This is a genomic window from Aeromonas veronii bv. veronii (genome assembly GCF_000820225.1).
GTDB lineage: Bacteria > Pseudomonadota > Gammaproteobacteria > Enterobacterales > Aeromonadaceae > Aeromonas > Aeromonas veronii.
In genome coordinates this window covers 151,322-176,933 of sequence record NZ_CDDK01000031.1, presented here as the reverse complement: position 1 = coordinate 176,933, position 25,612 = coordinate 151,322, and the positions used below count along the sequence as shown (strand labels likewise).

The following is a 25,612-nucleotide window of genomic DNA, read 5'->3' as shown; positions in this document are numbered from 1 at the left end:
CCAGACCGCGACTTATGTCGCGGTCTTTATATGACCAGGAATCAGTGACATGAGTACCAATCCCAAACCTGCATACAGACGTGTTCTTCTGAAGTTGAGTGGTGAAGCCCTGCAAGGATCCGAGGGTTTCGGCATTGATCCGGCGGTGCTGGAGCGGATGGCCCAAGAGATCAAAGAACTGGTTGAGTTGGGTGTTCAGGTCGGTCTGGTCATCGGTGGCGGCAACCTGTTCCGTGGTGCCGGTCTTGCCAAAGCGGGCATGAACCGCGTGGTGGGCGACCACATGGGTATGCTGGCAACCGTGATGAACGGTCTGGCCATGCGTGATGCCCTGCATCGTGCTTATGTGAATGCCCGTCTGATGTCTGCCATCTCCCTGCAAGGCGTCTGCGACTCCTACAGCTGGGCCGAGGCAATCAGCCAGCTGCGTGCTGGCAAAGTCGTTATCTTCTCTGCCGGTACCGGCAACCCCTTCTTCACTACCGATTCTGCGGCTTGCCTGCGCGGGATCGAGATCGAAGCCGACGTGGTGCTCAAAGCCACCAAGGTTGATGGTGTATACAACGAAGATCCGGTCAAGAATCCGGATGCCGTGCTGTATCATGAACTGAGTTATGATGAAGTTCTTGAAAAAGAGCTCAAGGTGATGGATCTTGCTGCCTTTACCCTGGCGCGTGACCATGATCTGCCGATCCGCGTGTTCAACATGAACAAACCGGGTGCCCTGCGCCGGGTTGTCATGGGTGAACCGGAAGGCACTCTGATCCACCACGTTGGTAAATAAGATAAAAGTGAGCCACCTGGCGCTCTTATCCTATCCATCACGTCAGTAAATAAGATAGACACGGGCCGTGTAGCGGCTCGTTCGCCAAAAGGAAAACCACTGTGATCAACGAGATTAAAAACGACGCCAAGGACCGTATGGGCAAGAGCGTAGAAGCGCTCAAGACCCAAATGTCCAAGATCCGTACCGGCCGCGCTCACCCGAGCCTGCTCGACGGCATCCAGGTTGAGTATTACGGTGCTGCCACTCCGCTGAAACAGTTGGCCAACGTCGTGGCAGAAGATGCTCGCACCCTCTCCATCTCCATTTTTGACCGCTCCATGATCCAGGCGGTAGAGAAGGCGATCCTGACCTCCGATCTGGGCCTGAACCCGTCCAGCAATGGCCAGACCCTGCGCGTGCCGCTGCCGCCGCTGACCGAAGAGCGTCGTCGTGACCTGACCAAGATCGTCCGTGCCGAAGCGGAAAACGCTCGTGTTGCCGTGCGCAACATCCGTCGTGACGCCAACGCCGACCTGAAAGCGTTGCTGAAGGACAAAGAGATCTCCGAAGACGATGACCGTCGCGCCCAGGAAGAGATCCAGAAACTGACCGACTCCTACATCAAGCTGGTCGATGAGGCCCTTGCCGTAAAGGAGAAGGAGCTAATGGAAATCTAACCGTCTGAAAGGTATATTACGAGCGCCGTGTAGTGCCCCTGCACGGCGCTTTTGTCTTTGTGGGAGAATTACATGTCGCTTTTGGCTGCGTTGGGTGATTGTGCCAACTCGTCTTTACCCCGTCACGTCGCCATCATCATGGATGGTAACGGTCGCTGGGCCCAGAACCGAGGCAAGATGCGGGTTTATGGCCACAAGGCGGGCGTCAAGTCAGTGCGCGAGGCCGTTACCTTTGCTGCGCGTGCCAAGATCGAGGCATTGACCCTGTTTGCATTCTCCAGCGAGAACTGGCGCCGCCCGGAAGGGGAGGTCAGTGCCTTGATGGAACTGTTCATCACAGTGCTGGGTCGTGAGGTGCAGAAACTGCACAACAACGGGATCCGGCTCAAGGTGATTGGCGATACTGCTCGCTTTAGTGAGCGGTTGCAGGCCAAAATCGCCAAGGCGGAAGCCTTGACCGCCAATAACAAGGGGTTGACCCTGAACATTGCGGCCAACTATGGCGGCCAGTGGGATATCGCCCAGGCGGCCCGCAAGCTGGCTAAAGCAGTGGCGGCCGGTGAACTGGCCGCTGACGACATTGATGAATCCATGCTGACCCGCGAGGTTTGCATGGCCGATCTGCCACCCGTGGACCTGTTGATCCGCACTGGTGGCGATCATCGCATCAGCAACTTTGTGTTATGGCAGCTCGCCTATGCCGAGCTCTATTTTACCCCAGTATTGTGGCCCGATTTCAACGAGGCCGAGTTCAGTGAGGCGGTTGCCTCTTTCGTTGCCCGCGAGCGTCGCTTCGGTTGCACGGGTGAACAGATACGGGAATTGATCGCCGAGCAGCAGACCGGCTAAACCCCGCTCCCAAGAGAGAGGTTTCTTTTGCTAAAACAACGAATTATTACTGCTTTGATGTTGATCCCCCTGGTGTTGGGGGCGCTCTTCTTTCTGCCATTGAAATTTTTTGCCCTGTTGGCTGCGCTGGTGTTTTTGTTGGCCAGTCGCGAATGGAGCGGGTTTGTCTCTGCTGCTCCGCAGCAATGGTTGCCCATCGTATTTTGTCTGTTGCTCGGTACCAGCCTCTTTTGGCTGCCGGTGGAGCAACTCTGGACGCCCCACCTGCACCCTCTCGTGATGGGCGTGCTCTGGACCGCGGTAAGCTGGTGGCTGCTGGGTCTGCTGCTGGTACTGCGCTATCCCCAAAGCGCCAAGCTGTGGAAAGAGTCTATCTGGCTCAAGTCGCTGTTTGGTCTGGTGACCCTGGTTCCCTTCTTCTGGTCGCTGGTCGCCATCCGTGGTTACAACTTTTACCATGACCCCATGATGGGCGCCTGGATCCTGTTGTTCGTGATGGGACTGGTCTGGGCGGCAGATTCTGGCGCGTATTTTTTCGGCAAGGCGTTCGGTAAACACAAGCTGGCACCGGCTGTGAGTCCGGGCAAGACCATCGAAGGGATGTGTGGCGGCCTCTTTACCGCCAGCCTGCTGGCCATCGGCGTTACCTGGTCGATGGGATTTGTTCCTGCCAAGATGATCACCGTGCTGTTTTGCTCTCTGCTGGCGGTGCTTGCCTCCGTACTCGGCGATCTGACTGAGAGCATGTTCAAGCGCGAGGCGGGCATCAAGGACTCCGGCACCCTGTTGCCGGGTCATGGCGGGATTCTCGACCGGATCGACAGCCTGACCGCCGCCCTGCCGGTGTTTCTGCTCAGTTATCTGCTACTCAGTCAGGAGTTTTGATGCACAAGTCACTGGTTATTCTGGGGGCCTCCGGCTCCATTGGTCAGAGTACCTTGAAAGTGCTGCGCCATAATCCGGGCAGTTGGCAAGTGTTGGCGTTGACCGCCGCCCGCAACGTGGATGCCATGTTGCGGGACTGCCTCGAATTCTCCCCCCGTTTTGCCGTGATGGTCGATGAGGATGCCGCCCGTGAACTGGCTGCCCGTCTGAAAGCGCACGGCAGTGCGACCCGGGTCATGTCTGGTGCAGCAGCCCTTTGCGAGGTTGCCGCTCACCCCGACGCCCATAGCGTGATGGCCGCCATTGTGGGGGCGGCCGGACTGGCCCCGACCATGGCCGCGGTACGTGCCGGCAAGCGTATTTTGCTGGCCAACAAGGAGGCGCTGGTGATGTCCGGTGCTTTCTTCATGGAAGCCGTGCGCGAACATGGCGCCGAGCTGCTGCCCATCGACAGCGAACACAATGCCATCTTCCAGTGTCTGCCGACCGCCGTGCAGCGCCAGCCCTGTTTTTGCGATCTGGCGGCGGCGGGGATCAGCAAGATTTTGCTGACCGGTTCTGGCGGCCCGTTCCGTTACACCGAGATCAGCGAGCTGGCGAAGGTGACGCCGGCGCAGGCCATCGCCCATCCCAACTGGTCGATGGGGGCCAAGATTTCGGTCGACTCCGCCACCATGATCAACAAGGGGCTGGAGTACATCGAGGCGCGCTGGTTGTTCAATGCGGCGCCCGAGCAGATCCAGGTGGTGATCCACCCCCAGTCGGTGATCCACTCCATGGTGCAGTACAAGGATGGCTCCGTGCTGGCCCAGCTTGGCAATCCGGATATGTGTACCCCCATCGCCCATGCGCTGGCTTATCCCAATCGCATCCCTTCCGGTGTGGAACCTTTGGATTTCTTCAGTGTCGGAGAGTTCAGCTTTATCCGGCCTGATTACGATCGCTACCCCTGTCTGGCGCTGGCCATCAATGCCTGCCAGAAGGGACAAGCGGCGACCACTGCGCTCAATGCGGCCAACGAGGAGGCGGTTGCCGCCTTCTTGGCCGGGCGCATCGGCTTTATGGATATTGCCCGGATCAACGAGGCAGTGATGCTGGCGCTGGAGAGCAGCGCCGTCGGCTCGCTCGATGATCTGTTTGCCCTGGATGGTGCGGCAAGAGCCCGTGCTCACACTTTGATTGAGGATCTTGGCTGATGGGCGTTGTGTTGTGGAATATCGGTGCCTTTGTTGTTGCGCTGGGCCTGCTGGTCGCGGTGCACGAGTTTGGTCACTTCTGGGTGGCCCGTCGCTGTGGCGTCAAGGTTGAGCGCTTCTCCATCGGTTTTGGCAAGGCGATCTGGCGCCGGATGGGCAAGGATGGCACCGAATATGTGCTGGCGCTCATTCCCCTCGGTGGTTACGTCAAGATGCTCGATGGCCGGGTCGACGAGCTCAAGCCCGGTGACGAGCAGTACGCCTTCAACCACAAGAGTGTCTGGGCGCGGATGGCGATTGTCGCCGCAGGCCCCATGGCCAACTTCGTGTTTGCCCTGTTTGCCCTCTGGCTGATGTTTATCATCGGGGTGCCGAGCGTCAAGCCGGTGATCGGTGAGGTGCGTCCGGCATCCATCGTTGCCGAGGCGGGTGTGCTGCCGGGGATGGAGATTGTCGGGGTCGGCGATGAGCAGACCGGCGATTGGGAGAGCGTCACTTACGCCCTTATCAGTCATTTGGGTGATGATGCTGTGACTCTCAAGGTGCAGGCACCCAATACCAGCTATGCCACCGACAAAACCTTGTCGCTGACCGGCTGGACCTTCGATCCGGATAAAGAGTCGCCCATCGGTAGTCTGGGGATTGTCCCCCTGAGTGGCAAAGTGCTGCCCGTCGTGGCTGCTGTGGTGGCCAAGAGTGCCAGTGAAAAGGCGGGGCTGCAGGTCGGTGACCGTATCAAACAGGTCGGCGATCAGCCTATTACCGCGTGGGCCCAGTTTGTCGAGCTGGTGCAGCAGGCACCGGGCGAACCCCTGCAAGTGGTGGTTGAGCGCAACAACAGTGATCTCAACGTGACCCTGACCCCCGATAGCCGCAAGGTGCAGGGCAAGCTGGTTGGATTCGTCGGTCTCTCACCGCAACTGGTTCCATTACCGGATGAATATCGAATTCTGTTACAGTATGGGCCTTTGCAGGCGCTGTGGCATGGCGCGGACAAGACCTGGAGCCTGATCACGCTCACCTTTGACATGATTGGCAAGTTGATCGGTGGCATCGTGTCGCTGGACAACCTGAGTGGCCCCATCTCCATTGCCAAGGGCGCCGGTAGCAGTGCCGACTATGGTCTGGTCTATTTCTTGAGTTTTCTGGCGCTGATCAGCGTCAACCTGGGGATTATCAATCTGTTCCCCCTGCCGGTGCTCGATGGTGGCCATCTGGTCTATTTCCTGATCGAAGCGGTCACCGGCAAGCCGGTATCAGAGAAAATACAGGAAGTGGGTTTCAGGATCGGCGCCGCCATTCTGATGTTATTGATGGGCATTGCGCTGTTTAACGATTTCGCTCGCCTCTGAGGCCAGAGCATCAACAAGGACACATAAGAACAAAATGGCTGTTAAAAAAGCATTGGTGTTGAGTTGCCTGCTGGGTGCCAGTTTCCTGGCCCAGGCGGCCCCTGCCTCTTTTGTGGTGCAAGATATCCAAGTCGAAGGTCTGCAACGGGTGACCCTGGGTGCCGCACTGTTGAACCTGCCGATCCGGGTCGGTGATACCGTCGACTCCGTGGCTCTGGCCAGCGCCATCAAAAAGCTCTATGCCTCGGGTAACTTCGAGGATGTGAAGGTTTACCGTGACGGCCAGGTGCTGCAAGTGATGGTAAAGGAGCGTCCGACCATCTCCAGCATCGAGTTTGCCGGCAACAAGGATATCAAAGAGGAGCAACTGACCCAGAGTCTGGAGTCTTCCGGTATCCGTGTGGGTGATCCGCTGGATCGCACCGTACTCACCTCCCTCGAGAAGGGACTCGAAGATTTCTACTATGGCGTGGGTAAATACTCCGCCAAGGTCAAGGCCATCGTCACCCCGTTGCCGCGCAACCGGGTCGACCTCAAGTTCACCTTCGTGGAAGGGGAAGCGGCCAAGATCCAGCAGATCAACATCGTCGGCAACAGCGTCTTCCCTGAAGAGAAGCTGATTGCCCAGCTCTCCCTGCGCGACGAAGTGCCCTGGTGGAACTTCACCGCCGATCAGCGCTATCAGAAGCAGAAACTGGCCGGCGATATCGAGACCCTGCGCTCCTACTACATGGATCGCGGTTATATCCGCTTCCAGCAGGAGTCTACCCAGGTCTCCATGACCCCCGACAAGAAGGGCGTCTACGTTACCCTCAACATCAAGGAAGGGGATCAGTACAAGGTCTCCGGTGTCCAGCTCAAGGGTGACCTGATCGATCGCGGTGGCGAGATGAAGGGATTGATCCCGATCGCTGCCGGCAGCACTTACTCTGCCAGTCAGGTGACTCATACCGAAGAGGTGCTCTCCAAGTTCCTCGGCCGTTACGGTTATGCCTATCCGAAAGTTGTCACCTTCCCGCAGATCAATGACAAGACCAAGGAAGTGGAGCTGATCGTCAACATTGAGCCGGGCCCCCGTGTCTATGTGCGCAACATCAACTTCAGCGGTAACGCCACCACCGAAGATCAGGTACTGCGTCGCGAGATGCGCCAGATGGAGGGCACCTGGCTCTCCTCCGACAACATCGAGCAGTCCAAGAGTCGTCTCAACCGCCTTGGCTACTTTGAGAGCGTCGAAGTGGACACCAAGCGGGTGCCGGGCAACGATGACCTGGTTGACCTTGACTTCAAGGTCAAGGAGCAGCCAGCAGGCTCCATCAACGCCGGTATCGGTTACGGTACCGAATCGGGTCTGAGCCTGCAGGCGGGGATCTCCCAGGACAACTTTATGGGTACCGGTAAAAAGGTCTCCATCAACGCCAGCACCAACGACTACTCCAAGAACGTTGACCTGAGCTACAACGACCCCTACTTCACCGTAGATGGTGTCAGCCTGGGTGGTCGGGTCTACTACAACCAGTTCCGCGCCGATGATGCTGATATTGTCGATTACGAGAACGAAACCATCGGTTTCCGTCTCTCCAGCGGTTTCCCGGTCAACGAGTTCAACCGTCTCGACTTCAGTACCGGTATCGAGAGCACCAAGCTGAGCCGTCCCTCATTCAATAGCCAGAACTATCAGGAATGTCTAAAGGACAATCCGGATACTGACGGCAATACCTATTGCTGGGATCAGTGGAACGATAATCGCCAGTCGGTGCAGATGGATCAGTTCTGGAATCTCTATTCACAGGATGGTTCCAACCTCGACTTTGTGACCGTCGATGTCACCGCTGGCTGGACCCGCTCCACCCTGAACAAGGGGATGTTCCCGACAGCCGGTGACCGCCAGCGTGTCAACGCCAAGGTGACCGTGCCGGGCATGGAACTGCAGTACTACAAGCTTTCCGCCGAAGATGCCCACTACTTCCCGCTCGATGCGGATCATAACTGGGTGATGATCGGCAAGGGGCGCGTCTCCTACGGTAACGGCTATGGCGATGACCCCATGCTGCCGTTCTTCGAGAACTACTATGCCGGTGGTTTCGATACGGTACGTGGCTTCAAGAGCAACACCATTGGTCCCAAGGCGATTTACAAGACCTACAACAAACCGGGGGTTGGCACTTGTACTGGCAGTCAACCTTGTGAGACCGGCAGTTATGAAGGTTCCGACACCTCGGTGGGCGGTAACGCTCTGGCCGTTGCAACACTGGAGCTGGTCTTCCCGACCCCGTTCGTCTCCGAGACCTATCGTCCGCAGATCCGTTCCACCGTCTTTATGGATGCAGGTACCGTCTGGAGCACTGATTTTGCCAACGGAGCATATCCTTGCGCCGCCGGTTCTGATTGCAACTATCTGAGCCAGGACTACTCCAGCCCGGGCAATATCCGGGTCTCTGCCGGTGTCTCCCTGCAGTGGCTCTCGCCGATGGGCCCGCTGGTGTTCGCCTTGGCCAAGCCGATCAAGAAATACGAAGGGGATCGCACCGAGTTCTTCTCCTTCAACATCGGTCGTACTTTCTAAGCAGAGTTTCGCCCCCACCCATGCGGTGGGGGTCTTCAATGATGGGACGCGCGGTATGCGTGCCTCACCAGGTAACAAGACGGTCCTAACGCCGCTTGCATAATCGGGTAAATCAGGTAGCCCTCGCCATGAGGGAACAAGGAGTAAGTGTGAATAAAGCGTTGAAAGTAGCTGGTTTGAGCTTTGCACTGATGGCTGCCGGCATGGGTTCTGCCTTCGCTGAGACCAAGATCGCCGTGGTTGATATGGGCGAAGTCTTCCAAAAGCTGCCCCAGCGTGAAGCCGTTGCAGCCAAGCTGAAAGGTGAATTCGAGCCGCGTATGCGTGAGCTGCAAAAGCTGGAACAGGAAGGCCAGAAGCTGGTCGAGAAGTTCCGCAAGGATGAAGCCTTCATGAGCGCCGAGCAGAAGAAGCAGAACCAGGAGAAGCTGGCCAAGCTGCAGATGGAGTTCAACCAGAAGCGTCAAGCCTTTGAGCAGGACAACGGCCGCCGTCAGTCCGAAGAGCGCAACAAGATCCTGACCAAGGTGCAGGCTGCCATCGATTCCATCGCCAAGAGCAATGGTTACGATCTGGTGCTGGAGCGCAATGCCGCCCCGTATGCCGCCAGCAAGCTGGACATCTCCGGCCAGGTTATTTCTCAGGTAAGCAAGAGCAACTAATTGATGGCATTCACTCTCGCACAGCTGGCCCAGCAACTGGGGGCCCAGGTCCATGGCGACGGAACCCTGGAAATCCGCAAGGTAGCGACACTGGAAAAGGCCGGGGAGGGGGATATCACCTTCCTGTCCAACAAGAAGTACCGGCACTATCTGGAGCAGAGCAAGGCGACCGCCGTGCTCATTACAGAAGCGGATCTGCCATTTTGTCCCACCAATGCCTTGGTGCTCAAAGACCCCTATGTGGGCTTTGCCCGGGTAGCCCAACTGCTGGACACCACCCCGCAGCCGGCCACGGATATTCATCCGAGTGCCGTTATCGCGGCTGACGTGCAACTGGGCGAGAGAGTGGCCATCGGCGCCAATGCAGTGATCGAATCCGGTGTCGTGCTGGGTGACGATGTACGCATTGGCCCGGGCTGTTTTGTTGGCAAAAATACCCGGCTGGGAGCCCGCTCCCGGCTGTGGGCCAACGTCACCCTCTATCACAATGTGACCATGGGTACCGACTGTCTGGTTCAATCCGGCACAGTGATCGGCGCCGATGGTTTCGGTTATGCCAACGAGCGTGGTGAGTGGATCAAGATCCCCCAGCTCGGCGGTGTGACTATTGGCAACCGGGTCGAGATCGGTGCCTGTACCACCATTGATCGCGGTGCGCTGGAAGATACCCGCATCGCTGACAACGTCATCATCGACAACCAGTGCCAGATCGCCCACAACGTGGAGATCGGCTATGGCACCGCCGTGGCGGGCTCTACCGTGATGGCTGGTAGTCTCAAGGTCGGCAAATACTGTATCATTGGCGGCGCTTCCGTCTTTAACGGGCATATGGAGATCTGCGACCAGGCCACCGTCACCGGTATGGCCATGGTGATGCGACCCATTACCGAGCCCGGTGTCTACTCTTCCGGCATCCCTCTGCAAACCAATAAAGAGTGGCGCAAGACCGCCGCCCGGGTGATGCGTATCGAAGAGATGCACAAGCGGTTAAGCAAGCTTGAGAAGAAGCTGGATCAAGAATAATCACGATTGGTATAGGGTACTGTTTTGACTACTGAAAAGAAGAGCCTGGGTATCCAGGAAATCATGGATCTGCTGCCCCACCGTTATCCGTTTCTGATGGTGGATCGTGTAGACGACTACGAGATCAGCGATGAGCGCAAAACCCTGCGCGCCATCAAGAACGTCTCGTTCAACGAGCCGATCTTCCAGGGGCACTTCCCGGCCAAGCCGGTGTTCCCGGGCGTACTGATCCTGGAAGCGATGGCACAGGCCACCGGTATCCTGGCCTTTACCATGGTGGGCAAGCCGTCTCCCAACGAACTCTACTATTTTGCCTCAATCGACAACGCTCGTTTCAAGCGCCCGGTCGGCCCCGGTGATCAACTGGTGCTGGACGTGGAGTTCCTGAAAGAGCGTCGCGGTATTGCCAAGTTCACCGGTGTCGCCACCGTCGACGGTGAAGTGGTCTGTACCGCCGAGCTGATGTGCGCCAAACGCGAGGTTTAACACACGTGATCGACCAGACTGCCATCATTCACGATACTGCCATCGTCCATGAGTCTGCCGTGATCGGTAAAGGGGTTGAAATCGGCCCCTTTTCTGTCATCGGCGCCGAGGTGGAAATCGGTGACAACACCTGGGTAGGTTCCCATGTGGTGATCAAGGGCCCGACCAAGATTGGTTGCGGCAACAAGATCTTCCAGCATACCTCCATCGGTGAGGATTGCCAGGACAAGAAGTATGCCGGTGAGCGCACCTTCCTCGAGATTGGCGACAACAACGTCATTCGCGAGAACTGCACCTTCCACCGTGGCACCATTCAGGATCAGAGCCTGACCAAAGTGGGCAGCGGTAACCTGTTCATGGTCAACGTTCACGTTGCCCATGACTGCATCATCGGTGACAACTGCATCTTCGCCAACAACGCGACCCTGGCGGGCCACGTGGTGATCGGTGACTTCGTGATCTTTGGTGGTCTCTCCGCCATTCACCAGTTTGGCCGCGTCGGCTCCCACGCCTTCGTCGGTGGCTGCGCCGCCCTGAACAAGGACGTGCCACCTTACGTGATGGCCGCCGGCAACTACGCCAAGCCGTTCGGGGTCAACTCCGAAGGGCTGCGTCGCCGCGGTTTCAGCGCCGAGGCCATCTCTGCCGTCAAGCGTGCCTACAAAGAGATCTTCCGCTCCGGCAAGACCATCGAAGAGGTGCTGCCGGTGCTGATCGAGATGGCGCAAGCCGAACCGGCCGTCCAGCTCTATGTGGACTTCCTCAAAGATAACGAGCGCGGGATCATCCGTGCCTGATCCGGTTTGTATCGGTATCGTCGCCGGAGAGGTCTCCGGCGACATTCTGGCTGCCGGTCTGGTGCGTGAGCTGCAGGCCCGCTACCCGGATGCGCAGTTCGAAGGGATCGCCGGGCCGCGGATGCAGGCCCTCGGCGTCAAGGCACTGTTCGAGATGGAAGAGCTCTCCGTCATGGGGATCACCGAGGTGCTTGGCCGTCTGCCGCGCATCCTCAAAGTCCGTCGCGAACTGTTGCGCCACTTTATTGCCAATCCGCCCGATATCTTCATCGGTGTGGATGCACCGGATTTCAATATCGGAGTGGAGCTGAAACTGCGCCGCGCCGGTATCAAGACGGTTCACTATGTCAGCCCCTCTGTGTGGGCCTGGCGCCAGAACCGCATTCACAAGATCAAGGCCGCTACCGACATGGTGCTCGCCTTCCTGCCATTCGAGAAAGCCTTCTACGACCGCTTCGACGCCCCTTGCCGTTTTGTTGGCCACACCATGGCGGATGACATTCCGCTGGTGCCGGATCAGGCTGCCGTGCGTCGCAAGCTGGGCATCGATGCCAACCGCCGCTGGCTGGCGGTACTGCCGGGCAGCCGCACGGCGGAAGTGGGCTTTATGTCCCCCCTGTTTCTCGAAGCGTGCAAACACCTGACGGTGCGCTATCCGGATCTCGGTTTTATCGTGCCGCTGGTCAACCAGAAACGGCGCGAGCAGTTTATGGCCATCAAGGCTGAGGTAGCGCCGGGTCTCGACATGGTGCTGCTGGAAGGGCAGGGCCGCGAGGCGATGATCGCCGCCGACGTGGTGATGCTGGCCTCCGGCACCGCAGCGCTCGAAGCCATGCTGGTGAAAAAGCCGATGGTGGTGGGCTACAAGCTTAAACCCTTCAGCTATTGGCTGGCCCAGCGACTGGTGAAGACCGAATTTGTCTCTCTGCCCAACCTGCTGGCCGGTCGCATGCTGGTGCCGGAACTCATCCAGCACAAGTGCACCCCGGAGAATCTGGTGGAAGAGGTGAGCAAGTACTTCGAGCACGACAACAGTGCGCTGGTCAACACCTTCACCGAGCTGCACCAGCTGATCCGCTGCAATGCCGACTCGCAGGCCGCCGATGCGGTGGCGGATCTGCTCGTCAGATAACGCTATTTCGGACCGTCGATTGCGCCGCGCTACCCGTACATTCGTTTTCGAGCGGTAATGCCGCGCCAGTCGACCCCTGTCAGGCCCCACGGGGCCTGTTTTGATTCAAGGCTACAAGATGATGATCGATATTCCTGACGACAAGCTGGTTGCCGGTGTGGACGAAGTGGGCCGTGGCCCGCTGGTGGGTGACGTGGTCACCGCTGCGGTCATTCTCGATCCCGCCAATCCGATCGCGGGGCTCAACGACTCCAAGAAGCTCTCCGAGAAGAAGCGGCTGGCGCTGTTTGACGAGATCAAAGAGAAAGCGCTCGCCTGGGCCATCGGTCGCGCCAGCCCGGCGGAGATCGACGAGCTCAACATCCTGCATGCCACCATGCTGGCGATGCAGCGCGCCGTGGCGGGACTGAAGGTCACCCCCGAGCTGGTCTTTATCGATGGCAACCGTTGCCCGGCATTGCCGATGGAAGCGCGCGCTGTGGTCAAGGGCGATAGCCTGGTGGCCGCCATCAGTGCCGCCTCGATCCTCGCTAAGGTGACCCGCGACGGCGAGATGACCGAGCTGGACAGCCGTCATCCCGAATATGGTTTTGCCCGTCACAAGGGTTATCCGACCGCTGAGCACCTCGCCATTCTGGCCGAGCGTGGCCCGTTGCCCGAATATCGCAAGAGCTTCAAACCGGTGCGCCGTGCACTGGGGATCGAGTAGACCATGCCATTTAGTTTGAGCAGCGAGAGGAGATGACGATGGCTGACCCCCGTTTTATCCACCTGCGAGTCCACTCCGACTTCTCCATGGTCGATGGCCTGCAGAAGATCAATCCCATCGTCGGGGCGGCGGCGGCCAACAACATGCCGGCGCTGGCGCTGACCGATCAGATGAACATGTGTGGTCTGGTGCGCTTCTATGGAGCGGCCCACGGCAAGGGGATCAAGCCCATCGTCGGTGCCGACTTCTGGGTGCAGAGCGATGAGCTCGGCGACGAGCAGTTCCGCCTCACCCTGCTAGCCATGGATAACGACGGCTACCAGAACATCACCCTGCTTATCTCCCGCGGTTACCAGCGCGGCCACGTGCAGGGGCGGCCGGTTATCGACAAGAGCTGGCTCGCCGAACACGCCAAGGGGGTGATCGTCCTCTCCGGCGGGCGCGAGGGGGATGTGGGCAAGTTCCTGCTCAAGGGCAACCGGCAGATGACCGAGCAGTGTGTCGCCTTCTATCAGACCCACTTCCCCGATGCCTACTACCTCGAACTGCTGCGTACCGGTCGACCCGACGAAGAGGTCTACCTGCACATGGCGGTGGCGATTGCCACCGAGTTCGCGCTGCCGGTGGTCGCCACCAACGAGGTGGTGTTCCTCAACGCCGATGATTTCGACGCCCACGAAATCCGGGTCGCCATCCACGATGGCTATACCCTGATGGACAAGCGCCGCCCCCGTCGCTACAGCCCCCAGCAGTACCTGCGCAGTCAGGAGGAGATGGCGGAGCTGTTTGCCGATATCCCCGAAGCGCTGGAAAACACGGTGGAGATCGCCAAGCGCTGCAACGTGACGGTGCGTCTTGGCGAGTACTTCCTGCCCAACTTCCCGACCGGCGACATGACCACAGAAGATTTTCTGGTGGCCAAATCGAAAGAGGGTCTGGAGGAGCGTCTCGAGTTCCTGTTCCCGGATCCGCAAGTGCGGGCCGAGCGTCGTCCCGAGTATGACGAGCGTCTCGACATCGAGCTGAAAGTGATTAACCAGATGGGCTTCCCGGGTTACTTCCTCATCGTGATGGAGTTTATCCAGTGGTCCAAGGACAACGGCATTCCCGTTGGCCCTGGCCGGGGCTCGGGGGCGGGCTCTCTGGTGGCCTACGCCCTCAAGATCACTGACCTCGACCCGCTGGAATTTGACCTGCTGTTCGAACGTTTCCTGAACCCCGAGCGGGTATCCATGCCCGACTTCGACGTCGACTTCTGCATGGACCGACGCGACGAGGTGATCGAGCACGTCTCCGACATGTATGGCCGGGATGCGGTCTCCCAGATCATCACCTTCGGTAGCATGGCGGCCAAGGCGGTGGTGCGGGATGTGGGCCGGGTGCTGGGCCATGCCTACGGCTTTGTGGATCGCATCTCCAAGCTGATCCCGCCGGATCCGGGCATGACGCTGGCCAAGGCATTTGAGGCCGAGCCCAAGCTGCCCGAGCTCTACGAGCAGGATGAGGAGGTCAAAGACCTCATCGACATGGCCCGCCGCCTGGAAGGGGTGGTGCGCAACGCCGGTAAACATGCCGGTGGCGTGGTGATCGCACCCACCAAGATCACCGACTTTGCGCCGCTCTACTGCGATGACGAAGGCCATCACCCGGTCACCCAGTTCGACAAGAACGACGTGGAATACGCCGGCCTGGTGAAGTTCGACTTCCTGGGTCTGCGCACCCTCACCATCATCGACTGGGCGCTCGGCATGATAAACCCGCGTCTTGCCAAAGAGGGCAAGCCGCCGGTCGATATCGCCGCCATCCCCATCGATGACAAGAAGTCGTTTGACCTGTTGCAGCGCTACGAGACCACCGCGGTATTCCAGCTGGAATCCCGCGGCATGAAGGATCTCATCAAGCGGCTGCGCCCCGACTGCTTCGAAGACATGATCGCACTGGTGGCCCTGTTCCGACCGGGCCCGCTCCAGTCAGGCATGGTGGATAACTTCATCGACCGCAAGCACGGTAATGAAGCGATCTCCTATCCGGACGAGAAGTGGCAGCACGAGAGCCTGAAACCGATTCTGGAACCGACCTACGGCATCATCCTCTATCAGGAGCAGGTGATGCAGATCGCCCAGACCCTGGCTGGCTACACGCTCGGTGGCGCAGACATGCTGCGCCGGGCGATGGGTAAGAAAAAGCCCGAGGAGATGGCCAAGCAGCGAGCCGGTTTCGAGGAGGGCGCCGTCAAAAATGGCGTCGACGGCGAACTGGCGATGAAGATCTTCGATCTGGTGGAGAAGTTTGCGGGCTACGGCTTCAACAAATCCCACTCCGCCGCCTATGCGTTGGTCTCCTACCAGACCCTCTGGCTCAAGACCCACTTCCCGGCCGAGTTCATGGCGGCGGTTATGACCGCCGATATGGACAACACCGACAAGATCGTGACTCTGGTGGACGAGTGTCAGCGGATGGGGCTCACCGTGATCCCGCCGGATGTGAACACTGGCCGCTATCGCTTCTCGGTCAACGAAGATGGCCATATCGTCTACGGGATCGGGGCGGTGAAAGGGGTGGGTGAAGGCCCCATCGATGCGATCTTGAGCGCACGGGATCAGGACGGCCCATTCCGCGATCTGTTCGACTTCTGCAACCGGGTCGACATCAAGAAGCTCAACAAGCGGGTGATGGAGAAGCTGATCCTCTCCGGCGCCATGGATCGGCTCGGCCCCCACCGCGCCGCCCTGATGGCGACCCTGGAGGAGGCGATGCGGGCCGCCGAGCAGCACGCCAAGGCGCAGGCGGTGGGGCAGGTCGACATGTTCGGCGTGCTCACTGAAGAGATTGACGACGTCAAAAAGGCGTTTGCCAACGTGCCGCACTGGCCTGACAAGGTGTGGCTGGAAGGGGAACGCGAGACCCTCGGGCTCTATCTCACCGGCCACCCCATCAACCAGTACAGCAGCGAATTGCGTCGCTATACCTCGGGTCGCCTGTGCGATCTGCATCCCACCTCCCGCGATACCGTAACCACGGCGGCTGGGCTGGTGATCGCGGCCCGCAGCATGGTGACCAAGCGTGGCAACAAGATGGGGATCTTCACTCTGGACGACCGTTCCGGTCGCCTCGATGTGACCCTGTTCAGTGAAGCGCTGGAAAAATATGAAGAATTGATGCAAAAAGACCGCATTTTGGTGGTTTCTGGACAGGTCAGCTTTGATGACTTCTCCGGTGGCCTTAAAATGTCGGCTCGAGAATTACTGGATATCAACGATGCGAGGGAGCGTTTTGCCAGAGCAATCCGCATCTCCCTCGATGAACAGCGGATTGATGATCGCTTTTTCCCGCGTTTGTGCGAGATTTTGGAGCCCGCCCGTGCCGGAGTCTGTCCGGTTCAGGTAAACTATCGTCGCCCCGGCTCCCGGGTGCGATTGACGCTCGGTACCGAGTGGCGGGTGACGCCCACCGATCAACTGATAGATGACTTGCGAGTCCTGCTTGGACGAGAGCGGGTTGAATTGGTTTTTGATTAGAGGTTCTAAGGCCCTATGAGTCTTTTTCTGGATTTTGAACAGCCGATTGCCGAGTTGCAGGCGCAGATTGATGAACTCAAACATGTGAGTGAAGGCAATCACGCCGTGGATCTGAAAGACGAGATCCGCCGGCTGGAGAAGAAAAACGAAGAGCTGACCAAGAAGATCTTCGGTGATCTGGGTGCCTGGCAGGTATCCCAGATGGCGCGTCATCCCCAGCGCCCCTACACCTTTGACTATATCGAGCATATCTTCACCGATTTCGACGAGTTGGCTGGCGATCGCGCCTATGCCGATGACAAGGCTATCGTCGGCGGCATCGCCCGTCTTGACGGCGAGCCGGTGATGGTGATTGGTCACCAGAAGGGTCGCGAGACCAAAGAGAAGATCAAGCGCAACTTCGGCATGCCGCGTCCGGAAGGGTACCGCAAGGCCCTGCGTCTGATGGAGATGGCCGAGCGCTTCAAGATGCCGATCATCACCTTTATCGACACCCCGGGCGCTTACCCTGGCGTCGGTGCCGAAGAGCGTGGCCAGTCCGAGGCGATTGCCCGCAACCTGAAAGTGATGGCCGGTCTGACCGTGCCGGTGGTCTGCACCGTGATAGGTGAGGGTGGCTCCGGTGGTGCGCTGGCAATCGGCGTGGGTGACCGCGTCAACATGCTGCAGTACTCCACCTACTCCGTCATCTCGCCGGAAGGGTGTGCCTCCATCCTGTGGAAGAGCGCTGACAAAGCTTCTGTGGCTGCCGAAGCGATGGGTATCACTGCCCAGCGTCTGAAAGAGCTCAAGCTGATCGACCACGTGATCGACGAGCCTCTCGGTGGTGCCCACCGCGATGTGGAGAAGATGGCTAAAAACCTCAAAGCCCGCATCAAGCAGGATCTGGACGCCCTGCGTCCGCTCGATACCGAGCAACTGCTGGAGCAGCGTTACCAGCGTCTGCTGGGCTACGGCTACTGCTAAGCGCAGCCGTCAATCCCGAGTATTCAGGCCCCCGTCAGCGACGGGGGCTTTTTATTGCGGTTGATCTGCCATTTTGGTGAGAGCCCCAACGCGCCCTGAAACGGCGTCGCTCACTCTTCGCGGGTGAGGGGCAGGGTTGGTATGCCACGCTGTTGGTGATGACTGTCAGTAGCCTACAGCATCCTTTGGCATCGCTGGCGATGGCATGACAAGCCACGTGATCATCCGATTGCGGCAGAAAAAAGCGCCCCGACTGTGCGGAGCGCTTTTACAGGTGTCTGGCAGTATTACAGTTCAATCTCGTCTGTAAGACCTTCATAGGCGATATCGATGGATTGCAGCTCCTTCTGCAGGCGATGTTTGTCTTTCAACGCCTCGATTTCACGCCATTTACGTTTTTTTCCCGTTGTCCCGCGGCTACGCGAACCGAGTTCAACCACCTCGTCATAATCGAAGTTGAACATTTCCATGGCTCCCTCCTTGGTTTTTATCGTTTTCACCACCCGTATAACATAACGAATCTGAAATTAAAACGTTTTCGTGACGACTCTATGACAGCGCTAAAAAAGCCCATGAAAAAAACCGGGCCCCTTGGTAGGGGCCCGGTTTTTATCAGAAAAAAGAACTGATTACAGGCGGCTTGCCAGCATGGTTTCCAGCTTGCCCTGGTCGATAGCAAACATGCGGATACCTTCGCCCAGCTTCTCGTGAGCCATGGCATCCTGGTTCAGTTCCCAGCGGAATTCGGCTTCGGTCATCGGGGTCGGTTTGGCCTTGCGCTCACCGGTGTAGTCCAGTTTGCGTACCACGGCGCCTTCGGTCTTGCTCAGCTCTTCCAGCAAGGCCGGGCCAATGGTCAGGCGGTCGCAACCGGCCAGTTCCAGGATCTCGCCGGTGTTGCGGAAGCTGGCGCCCATCACCACGGTCGGGTAGTCGTGCTGCTTGTAGTAGTTGTAGATGGAAGTGACGGAGACCACGCCCGGATCTTCGCTGGCGGTGTAATCACGGCCATTTTTGGCCTTGTACCAGTCGAGGATACGACCCACGAACGGGGAGATCAGGAAGGCACCGGCTTCGGCACAGGCACGGGCCTGGGCGAAGGAGAACAGCAGGGTCAGGTTGCACTGGATACCCTCTTTCTCCAGTACCTCGGCGGCACGGATCCCTTCCCAGGTGGAGGCCAGCTTGATCAGAATGCGGTCGTTGCTGATACCCGCTTCGTTGTAGAGACGGATCAGCTTGCGGGCCTTGGCGATGCTGGCTTCGGTATCGAAGGAGAGACGGGCATCCACTTCGGTAGAGATGCGGCCCGGAACGATCTTCAGCACTTCCAGACCGATGTTGACGGCCAGCTTGTCGCCCGCGTCGATGATTTGCTGTGCCTTGTCCTGGCTCTGGGCTTTGGCCCATTTGATGGCGTCTTCGATCAGCGGAGCGTACTCGGGGATCTCGGAGGCCTTCAGAACCAGAGAGGGGTTGGTGGTGGCATCGATGGGCTGATAGCGTTTGATGGCTTCGATATCACCGGTGTCGGCAACAACAGTGGTCAGGGCTTTCAGCTGGGTTAATTTATCGGCCATAGCGAATATCATCTCTTAATGAGGGAGTAATCCCTGGGTTGCGGGCTTGAGACGGTGGTTCTGAAATAAAATTACAGGATCTTGGTGCCTCAGGCTCAGAAAAGCGCGATGGGAGCGGCCCATCGTCATTGCCTGCCTAATTAATACTGATGTGCTGCATCCTGCAATAGGGGCGCTTGGTTGTTAAACATTCAGGCTGTTGAGTTATCCCGTTTTATGGCTTGAAACTATATGATTAGTAAGGTTTTTTACATTTCCCTTCGACCTCGCTCCGGTTTGCTTTCAGCTGAACTTTTTTAGCCAATATCCATATTTGTGTCGTCGATCACATAAATTATCTCGCTACGTACTTGAAATTTAATTACAGCGAAAACGTTTGGCGAAATATCGCCGTTTGAAAGCCATTTCATGCAAGCGTTTGCGTTTTCGGATAGCTCATCAGGGATATATCAAAATGGTTCTCTTATGGGGCTTAATGGTGGCCTGTCTGATTGAATTATTGAGTTTGTTGAAAGTTTGCGATTTAAATGGAGCTTTATGGGCTTTTACCGTTCGTTTTTTGTGTCTCGCGTGACCGGGATCACTATTCCGGGCTCTCCCGCTGTGCTAGATTCCGCCCCTTTAGCGAAACGCTAATTAAACGACAGACAGAAAACGGTCAGCGCAGACTGGCCATGGATGTGAATAACAACGAGAGAATTATGGACACCTTGATTGCGATGCTAAACGACCTGATGTGGGGAGCCGTGCTCATCTACCTGCTCATCGGGGTCGGTATCTTTTTCACCTTCCGCCTGGGTTTTATCCAGATCCGTCACTTTGGCCACATGTTTTCCGTGCTGAAAAACAGCCGTAAATCGGACAACGCGGGCATCTCCTCCTTCCAGGCCCTCTGTACCAGCCTTGCCGCCCGTGTCGGCACCGGCAACCTGGCCGGTGTGGCTGTCGCCATCTATCTGGGTGGCCCCGGCGCCATCTTCTGGATGTGGCTGATTGCCTTTATCGGCATGGCGACCGCCTTCGTCGAAAGCACCCTGGCCCAGCTCTACAAGGTCAAGGATGAGGATGGCAACTACCGTGGTGGCCCGGCCTACTACATGGAGAAAGGCCTTGGCATGCGCTGGATGGGGGTGGTGTTTTCGCTCTGCCTGATCCTGGCATTTGGTCTGGTGTTCAACGCGGTGCAGGCCAACTCCATCAGTCTGGCGATGAAGGTGGCGTTTGGTATTCCTGACTGGGTCAGCGGTCTGGCGCTGGTGGCGCTCTCCGGCCTGATTATCTTCGGCGGCATTCGTGGCATCGCCCGTTTTGCAGAGCTGGTGGTGCCCTTTATGGCGCTGGCCTACATCCTGCTGGCGCTGGTGATCGTGGCGATGAACATCACCGAGTTGCCTCATGTCTTCATGCTGATCATCAAGTCCGCCTTCGGGATTGAACAGGCAGGCTCGGGTGCGCTGGGTTATGCCATCTCCCAGGCGATGATCAACGGTATCAAGCGTGGTCTCTTCTCCAACGAAGCGGGGATGGGCTCTGCGCCCAACGCTGCGGCGACTGCCACTCCCTATCCGCCGCACCCGGCCTCCCAGGGTTATGTGCAGATGCTGGGGGTCTTTATGGACACCATCGTCATCTGCAGCTGTACCGCCGCCATCATCCTGATGTCAGGTCAGTTTGAGCCGGGCTCCGGCGTGACAGGTGTCGAGCTGACCCAGCGGGCGCTCTCCTCCCAGATTGGTAGCGGTGGCAACATCTTCATTGCTGCGGCCATCTTCTTCTTCGCCTTCACTTCTATCGTGGCGAACTACTCCTATGCCGAGACCAATCTGGTGTTCCTCGAGCACAACCACAAGGGCGGCCTGATGCTGTTCCGGGTGTTCGTGCTGGGGATGGTGATGTTCGGTGCCGTGGGTGAGTTGCCGATCGTGTGGGCCATGGCGGATGTCTCCATGGGTCTGATGGCCATTGTCAACCTGGTGGCGATCCTGCTGCTCTCCAGCGTTGCCATCAAGCTGGCGAAGGATTACAACGACCAGCTCCGGCTGGGCAAGGTACCCACCTTCGATGCCAACAAATACCCCGAGATCCGCTCCCAGCTGGAAGAGGGGATTTGGGACAATCCGACCAAAAAATAACAAGCGGTGAATCAAACCTCTTGATTAAAACCTGAAGGGGGAGCCGGTGGCTCCCCCTTCTTTTATGAGCCGCTCTTCTGCGGCTGATCCCAGCGCTGGGCGAGCTGTCTGACACGCCGTTGCAACTGGCGCCAGCAGCGCCCTTGTTGCCGGTCGTTGAGGGGGGCATAACGCCAGCGGCGATAGAGCCACGCACTCTTTAGCAGGGAGTGGGCAAGGTCGGGACGCAGCCGTGCCAGCCGCTCGCACCATGCCCCCATGCTCTCGGCGGGCTGGGGTGGGTAGCCACTGCGTTTGCCCCGTTTGAGCAAGGGCTGCCAGATGCGCCGCTCTGGCGGCAGGCGGGCGGGCAACAGCAGGGGCAGGCTCACCAGCAGGGCGACCAGCATCAGGCTGGCGAGGATCAACCAGGGCGTGTGCCCCGCCAGTGCGGGCCAGCGCAGGCCGATTTGTTGCCAGAGCTGACCCGCATCGTAACCAATCACCCAGCGACTCCACTGGTAGTCGATATTGTTGCCCCACCAGCGCAGTTGATTGAGCAGGGCCCAGTTGCGATAACGCTGCAAAGCGAGCGGGTCGGCAGCGGTAAACTCGTCGCTCAGCGCCTCCCTCACGCCGCCTTCAATGCGCTCCGGTGCCACTGCCGCCGTGGGGTCGATTCGCTGCCACTTTCCCCCTTCATCGAGATACTCCACCCAGGCATGAGCATCGAACTGGTGTACCGCCAGATAGTTGCCCGTGGGATTCCACTCGCCGCCGAGATAACCGGTGACCAGCCGTGCCGGAATGCCGGCCGCGCGCAGCACGAAAGCGGTCGCCATGGCGTAGTGGCCGCAAAAGCCCTGCTTGGTATCGAACAGAAACTCATCCACCCCGTCACGGCCAAGTCGTGGCGGGGTCAGGGTGTAGTAATAGGATTGGCTGCGAAACTGTTCGAGCAGGGCGGCGACCAGCTCTGCGCGATCCGGGTGGCGTGCGGCCAGCCCTTGGCCGTGAGCGCGCGCTCTCGGGTTGCCTCCGGCTGGCAGTTGCAGGTTGCGCTGGGCGGCTTGGCTATCATCCTCGATCTGTTCTTCGCCGCGGCCAATGCGATAACGGATCGCCACCTCGCCGCTCCCCTGCCGATAGAGGGTGTCGAGAGGGGTGAGCAGAACCGGGCCCGCCAGCAGACGCGGTTCACTCAGGGCAAAGGCCCAGCGGTGGCGCTGAGGCTCGGCGATCACCTCGTAGCTCCCGGCTGGCAACGGGCTATCTGCCAGTTGAGTGTTGGCCTGAGAAGATGCCAGAAGGGTGAGCCCGGTCTGCACCGGCACTGTCTGCTGCCATGCTTTGACCTCGGGGCTCAGCAACCAGCGCTGGCCATCTAAAACTTCTTGGCGCATCACCGGAAAGTAGCGCTCGCGGGCAGGGGGCGGGCCATCGGCAAAAGTGACCCGAAACGCCAGTTCCGAGGAGTTGACCAGTTCGCTGATATCGCCGGGGGCCAGCTCTTCCGAGAGCCCCGACAGGGCGCGGCTGGTGGTGGGCATCTGCCAGAGGGGCGGGAGCCTCGGCAGCAGCAAAAACAGGGTGATAAGCAGGGGAAGCGCCAGCAGCAGGGCGCCGCCCGCGCTGCGCCAAGGCCGTTTCTGCTCGGGGGCGATGGCGGCCACCAGCGCGGTCACTGCCAGCCAGAGCGCTACTGTCATTCCGGCCGTCCAGCCGATGCTCTGTCGCTGCACCAGCGCCAGCGCGATCAGAAAGAAGGCGAGCAGCAGCACCTGCTCGATATCCCGCTCGCGCCGTACCTCGATCATCTTGAGGCTATAGCCTAGCCAGAGCAGATTGATCAGGGCGGGCAGGGTGCCCAATGTGCGCCACTGCAGCCCCAGCAACAGCACAGTGGTGATGGCCAGCAGCGCCAACCCGCGGGCAGGCAGGGGCGGCCAGCCGCGCCACAGCATAATGGCCCGGACGCCGAGGGTGATGGCGCCAACTGTTACTACCCAGAGTTGCAACTGGGGCCAGAGCGCCGCGACCAGCAGCAGCTGTTGCAGGGCGATGAGTGGCAGCAGGCGGCGGTTATCGAGCAGCATCGGGCGTGCTCTTCGGTGGTGTGGCATCTAACTGGGCCAGTGCTAGCAGGCAGCGCAGCACAAAGGCGGCACTGCTATCGGGCCCCAGTGTCTGGTTTGCCAGCGTCAGGGTAAAGGGGATGCCCCGCTTGCCGTAATCGGCGCACCACCAGGCGAGCACCGCCAGCCGCTGCTCCAGATCCCCACCCGCGACCCGCTGCAAGGTGAGGCGAGTGTCATCCTGCAGCGGTTCATGGAACTGCTTGGTCAGCAGGCCGCGCCCCTGGGCAAGTTGCTTCCAGGCGACCCGGCTCAGTGGTTCACCGGCCTGATGTGTCCGCAGGGTATCAAAGTCACCGAGAGTGGCCGGCGCCGGCTGGCCCTGATTCCCCTCGCTTTCGGTCGCGTGTTCCCCTCTTAGCGCTCCGAACGCCGGTTTGGGGGAGATCCAGCCCTCCAGTTGCAAGTCCAGCAGGGACCAGCAGCGAAACAGGCCGAGAGGGTAGCGGCTCTCGACCCGCAATCGACCAAGGTGCAGTGGCCCACGGCGCGAGCCCGATACTGGCAGGATAACTGTGCTGGGCACAGCGTCGGCCTGTGCCAGCCAGAGGGTGCCTTCGTTGAGGCTAAACCGGAGCGCCTGCACCGGGCGAGGGCTCTGCACCAAGATACGGATCGGCAGCTGGCTACCCGCTTCCCCCAGCACCAGCGGGCCCCCCAGCAGCTCCAGCCCCAGCAGATTGCGGTGGGTGAGCCACATGGCTGCCATAAACAGGCTGCCGAGGCAGTAGGCCACCAGCAGCACCAGATTGTTCTGGTAATTGGTGCCGAGCAGATAGATGGCGAGCAGCACCAGCAGATAGAGCAGCCCCATGCGGGTGGGGAGGATAAAGAGGCTGCGGGTACCCAGCGTGATCTGGCTGGCCGGGGGAATGCGGCGGTCGAGCCAGCGCCGCTGCCAGCGGGCTCGCCACTGCTGCCAACGGTTTAGCAATTTGCTCATCAGGGATTGTCCGGATCGACCCGGGCCAGCAACCGCTGGCTCAGGGGACAGGCTTCTCCGTGCTGCACGCCAAAGCTGCCCCGCAGCCGATGCTCGGCCACATAGGGGAAGACTGCCTGCACATCCTCCACCGTGACAAAGCGCCGCCCGGCTACCAGTGCCCAGGCCCGGCTCACCGCCAGCAAGGTCTGGGCTGCCCGGGGGGAGAGGGGCTGTGGCAGATCCCCATCAAAGCGGCTCTGGTACACCAGCGCCAGCAGGTAGTCGAGGGTGGCATCGGAAACATGGATAACATCACCTTCGCTTTGCAAGGTGGCGAGTCCGGCAGCATCCAGCATGGCGGGCAACGGGTCAGTCGGCTGATTGCCCCGCAGTAGCTGGCGCTCCGCTTCTCGCGGCGGAAAACCTAGCGAGAGTCGCACGGCGAAGCGGTCGAGCTGGGACTCCGGCAGCGGATAGGTGCCCGCCTGATCCGCCGGATTCTGGGTGGCGATGACGAAAAATGGATCGGGGAGTGGGTGCGTGTGGCCCTCAATGCTCACCTTGCCCTCGGCCATCGCCTCCAGCAGGGCGCTCTGGACCTTGGGGCTGGCACGGTTGATCTCGTCTGCCAGTAGAACCTGGGTGAAGATGGGGCCGGGGTGAAAGCGAAATGTTTGTTGCTGGGGGTCAAAGATCTGCAACCCCAGCAGGTCGGCGGGGAGCAGATCGGCGGTGAACTGCATCCGCCTGCATGCCAGCCCCAGTACCTGTGCCAGCGCGTGGGCTAGGGTGGTCTTGCCCATACCGGGCAGATCCTCGATCAGCAGATGACCGCGCGCCAGCAGGGTCACCAGCGCGATTTTCAGCTGTAGCGGCTTGCCCAGAATGACTTGCTCCAGTGCCGCCAGCAGCCCAGCAATCTGCTCTTCTCTTTTCATTCCCTTCATACACATTCCCTGTATTGCGTCGCACCTACAGCTTATACGCCCGCAAGGGCCAAGGCAGATAACAGACGGGCGGTAAAGTGCAGCGCAGGGATGGCAATGAGCGGGAGGTGACGCGGTTTATTAGTGAGTCTGCTCGATTCAATATGGCCGCTATGGCACGTAACTCAATACAATATTTCCTGATTGGAATGTACCGATCGCCATCTCTTCACTAGGTGAGGGCGCTGGGCGCCCATATAGTTGCCCCCATTGCGACGCACAGTGTTGCTACCTTTGTCACCACCTTGGCCCCGCCACTGTTCGCCTGTCGCTGTGATCTGGCAGGCATCG

Annotated in this window: 21 protein-coding genes; 16 read left to right on the top strand and 5 right to left on the bottom strand. The window is 59.2% G+C overall.

Annotation, left to right across the window (positions count from 1 at the left end):
* Window positions 1-49: 49 nt before the first annotated feature.
* The 15 genes from pyrH (at window position 50) to accA (ending at window position 17,584) form a co-directional block, all read left to right on the top strand.
* Window positions 50-784: a UMP kinase gene (gene pyrH, locus BN1139_RS13390; protein ID WP_005338577.1), complete on the top strand. Its 735-nt coding sequence runs from the start codon at window positions 50-52 to the stop codon at window positions 782-784.
* Between the two features lie 101 nt (window positions 785-885).
* Window positions 886-1,443 (top strand): ribosome recycling factor, encoded by a 558-nt coding sequence (gene frr, locus BN1139_RS13385; protein ID WP_005338576.1) that lies wholly within the window; start codon window positions 886-888, stop codon window positions 1,441-1,443.
* Window positions 1,444-1,515: 72 nt separating this feature from the next.
* Complete coding sequence (uppS, locus tag BN1139_RS13380; protein WP_005338574.1) at window positions 1,516-2,292, top strand: polyprenyl diphosphate synthase; 777 nt, start codon at window positions 1,516-1,518, stop codon at window positions 2,290-2,292.
* 27 nt (window positions 2,293-2,319) lie between these two features.
* Entirely contained in the window at window positions 2,320-3,177 is an 858-nt protein-coding gene (locus BN1139_RS13375) for a phosphatidate cytidylyltransferase (RefSeq protein ID WP_013724021.1), read from the top strand.
* Entirely contained in the window at window positions 3,177-4,373 is a 1,197-nt protein-coding gene (ispC, locus tag BN1139_RS13370; protein WP_005349770.1) for a 1-deoxy-D-xylulose-5-phosphate reductoisomerase, read from the top strand. Before BN1139_RS13375 ends, ispC begins: the two co-directional genes overlap by 1 nt.
* Window positions 4,373-5,725 (top strand): sigma E protease regulator RseP, encoded by a 1,353-nt coding sequence (gene rseP / locus BN1139_RS13365; RefSeq protein ID WP_005349771.1) that lies wholly within the window; start codon window positions 4,373-4,375, stop codon window positions 5,723-5,725. The genes ispC and rseP overlap by 1 nt, the downstream gene beginning before the upstream one ends.
* A gap of 34 nt (window positions 5,726-5,759) precedes the next feature.
* Window positions 5,760-8,291: an outer membrane protein assembly factor BamA gene (gene bamA / locus BN1139_RS13360; protein WP_005349772.1), complete on the top strand. Its 2,532-nt coding sequence runs from the start codon at window positions 5,760-5,762 to the stop codon at window positions 8,289-8,291.
* A 149-nt stretch (window positions 8,292-8,440) separates the two neighbouring features.
* Window positions 8,441-8,953, top strand: coding sequence for an OmpH/Skp family outer membrane protein (locus BN1139_RS13355; RefSeq protein WP_005338563.1), 513 nt, complete (start codon window positions 8,441-8,443; stop codon window positions 8,951-8,953).
* 3 nt (window positions 8,954-8,956) lie between these two features.
* On the top strand, window positions 8,957-9,976 hold the full coding sequence (gene lpxD, locus BN1139_RS13350; RefSeq protein WP_005338561.1) for a UDP-3-O-(3-hydroxymyristoyl)glucosamine N-acyltransferase: 1,020 nt from the start codon (window positions 8,957-8,959) through the stop codon (window positions 9,974-9,976).
* A 24-nt stretch (window positions 9,977-10,000) separates the two neighbouring features.
* Window positions 10,001-10,462: a 3-hydroxyacyl-ACP dehydratase FabZ gene (gene fabZ, locus BN1139_RS13345; protein ID WP_005338559.1), complete on the top strand. Its 462-nt coding sequence runs from the start codon at window positions 10,001-10,003 to the stop codon at window positions 10,460-10,462.
* 5 nt (window positions 10,463-10,467) lie between these two features.
* Complete coding sequence (gene lpxA / locus BN1139_RS13340) at window positions 10,468-11,259, top strand: acyl-ACP--UDP-N-acetylglucosamine O-acyltransferase (RefSeq protein ID WP_005349773.1); 792 nt, start codon at window positions 10,468-10,470, stop codon at window positions 11,257-11,259.
* Entirely contained in the window at window positions 11,252-12,391 is a 1,140-nt protein-coding gene (gene lpxB, locus BN1139_RS13335) for a lipid-A-disaccharide synthase (protein WP_005349774.1), read from the top strand. The genes lpxA and lpxB overlap by 8 nt, the downstream gene beginning before the upstream one ends.
* A gap of 118 nt (window positions 12,392-12,509) precedes the next feature.
* Window positions 12,510-13,100: a ribonuclease HII gene (gene rnhB / locus BN1139_RS13330; RefSeq protein ID WP_013724019.1), complete on the top strand. Its 591-nt coding sequence runs from the start codon at window positions 12,510-12,512 to the stop codon at window positions 13,098-13,100.
* Window positions 13,101-13,138: 38 nt separating this feature from the next.
* The gene (gene dnaE / locus BN1139_RS13325) at window positions 13,139-16,618 is read left to right on the top strand and encodes a DNA polymerase III subunit alpha (RefSeq protein ID WP_005349777.1); all 3,480 of its coding nucleotides are present in this window, start codon (window positions 13,139-13,141) and stop codon (window positions 16,616-16,618) included.
* A 15-nt stretch (window positions 16,619-16,633) separates the two neighbouring features.
* Complete coding sequence (accA, locus tag BN1139_RS13320) at window positions 16,634-17,584, top strand: acetyl-CoA carboxylase carboxyl transferase subunit alpha (RefSeq protein WP_005338549.1); 951 nt, start codon at window positions 16,634-16,636, stop codon at window positions 17,582-17,584.
* 287 nt (window positions 17,585-17,871) lie between these two features.
* On the opposite strand, the gene BN1139_RS13315 is transcribed toward accA, so the two are convergent.
* Both BN1139_RS13315 and tal read right to left on the bottom strand, forming a co-directional pair.
* On the bottom strand, window positions 17,872-18,054 hold the full coding sequence (locus BN1139_RS13315; RefSeq protein WP_005338547.1) for a DUF3545 family protein: 183 nt from the start codon (window positions 18,052-18,054) through the stop codon (window positions 17,872-17,874).
* Between the two features lie 159 nt (window positions 18,055-18,213).
* A complete protein-coding gene (gene tal, locus BN1139_RS13310) occupies window positions 18,214-19,164 on the bottom strand; it encodes a transaldolase (RefSeq protein WP_005349780.1) in 951 nt (316 codons plus the stop codon).
* Between the two features lie 701 nt (window positions 19,165-19,865).
* Between tal and BN1139_RS13305 the strand changes: the two genes are divergently transcribed.
* Window positions 19,866-21,296, top strand: coding sequence for an alanine/glycine:cation symporter family protein (locus BN1139_RS13305; protein WP_013724018.1), 1,431 nt, complete (start codon window positions 19,866-19,868; stop codon window positions 21,294-21,296).
* A gap of 62 nt (window positions 21,297-21,358) precedes the next feature.
* Here the strand turns inward: BN1139_RS13305 and BN1139_RS13300 are convergent, their stop codons facing one another.
* The 3 genes from BN1139_RS13300 to BN1139_RS13290 are packed head-to-tail and all read right to left on the bottom strand — an operon-like array spanning window position 21,359 to window position 25,282.
* Complete coding sequence (locus BN1139_RS13300; protein WP_005349782.1) at window positions 21,359-23,371, bottom strand: transglutaminase TgpA family protein; 2,013 nt, start codon at window positions 23,369-23,371, stop codon at window positions 21,359-21,361.
* Window positions 23,358-24,353, bottom strand: coding sequence for a DUF58 domain-containing protein (locus BN1139_RS13295; protein ID WP_005349784.1), 996 nt, complete (start codon window positions 24,351-24,353; stop codon window positions 23,358-23,360). The genes BN1139_RS13300 and BN1139_RS13295 overlap by 14 nt, the downstream gene beginning before the upstream one ends.
* On the bottom strand, window positions 24,353-25,282 hold the full coding sequence (locus tag BN1139_RS13290; RefSeq protein WP_005349787.1) for an AAA family ATPase: 930 nt from the start codon (window positions 25,280-25,282) through the stop codon (window positions 24,353-24,355). The genes BN1139_RS13295 and BN1139_RS13290 overlap by 1 nt, the downstream gene beginning before the upstream one ends.
* Window positions 25,283-25,612 lie beyond the last annotated feature (330 nt).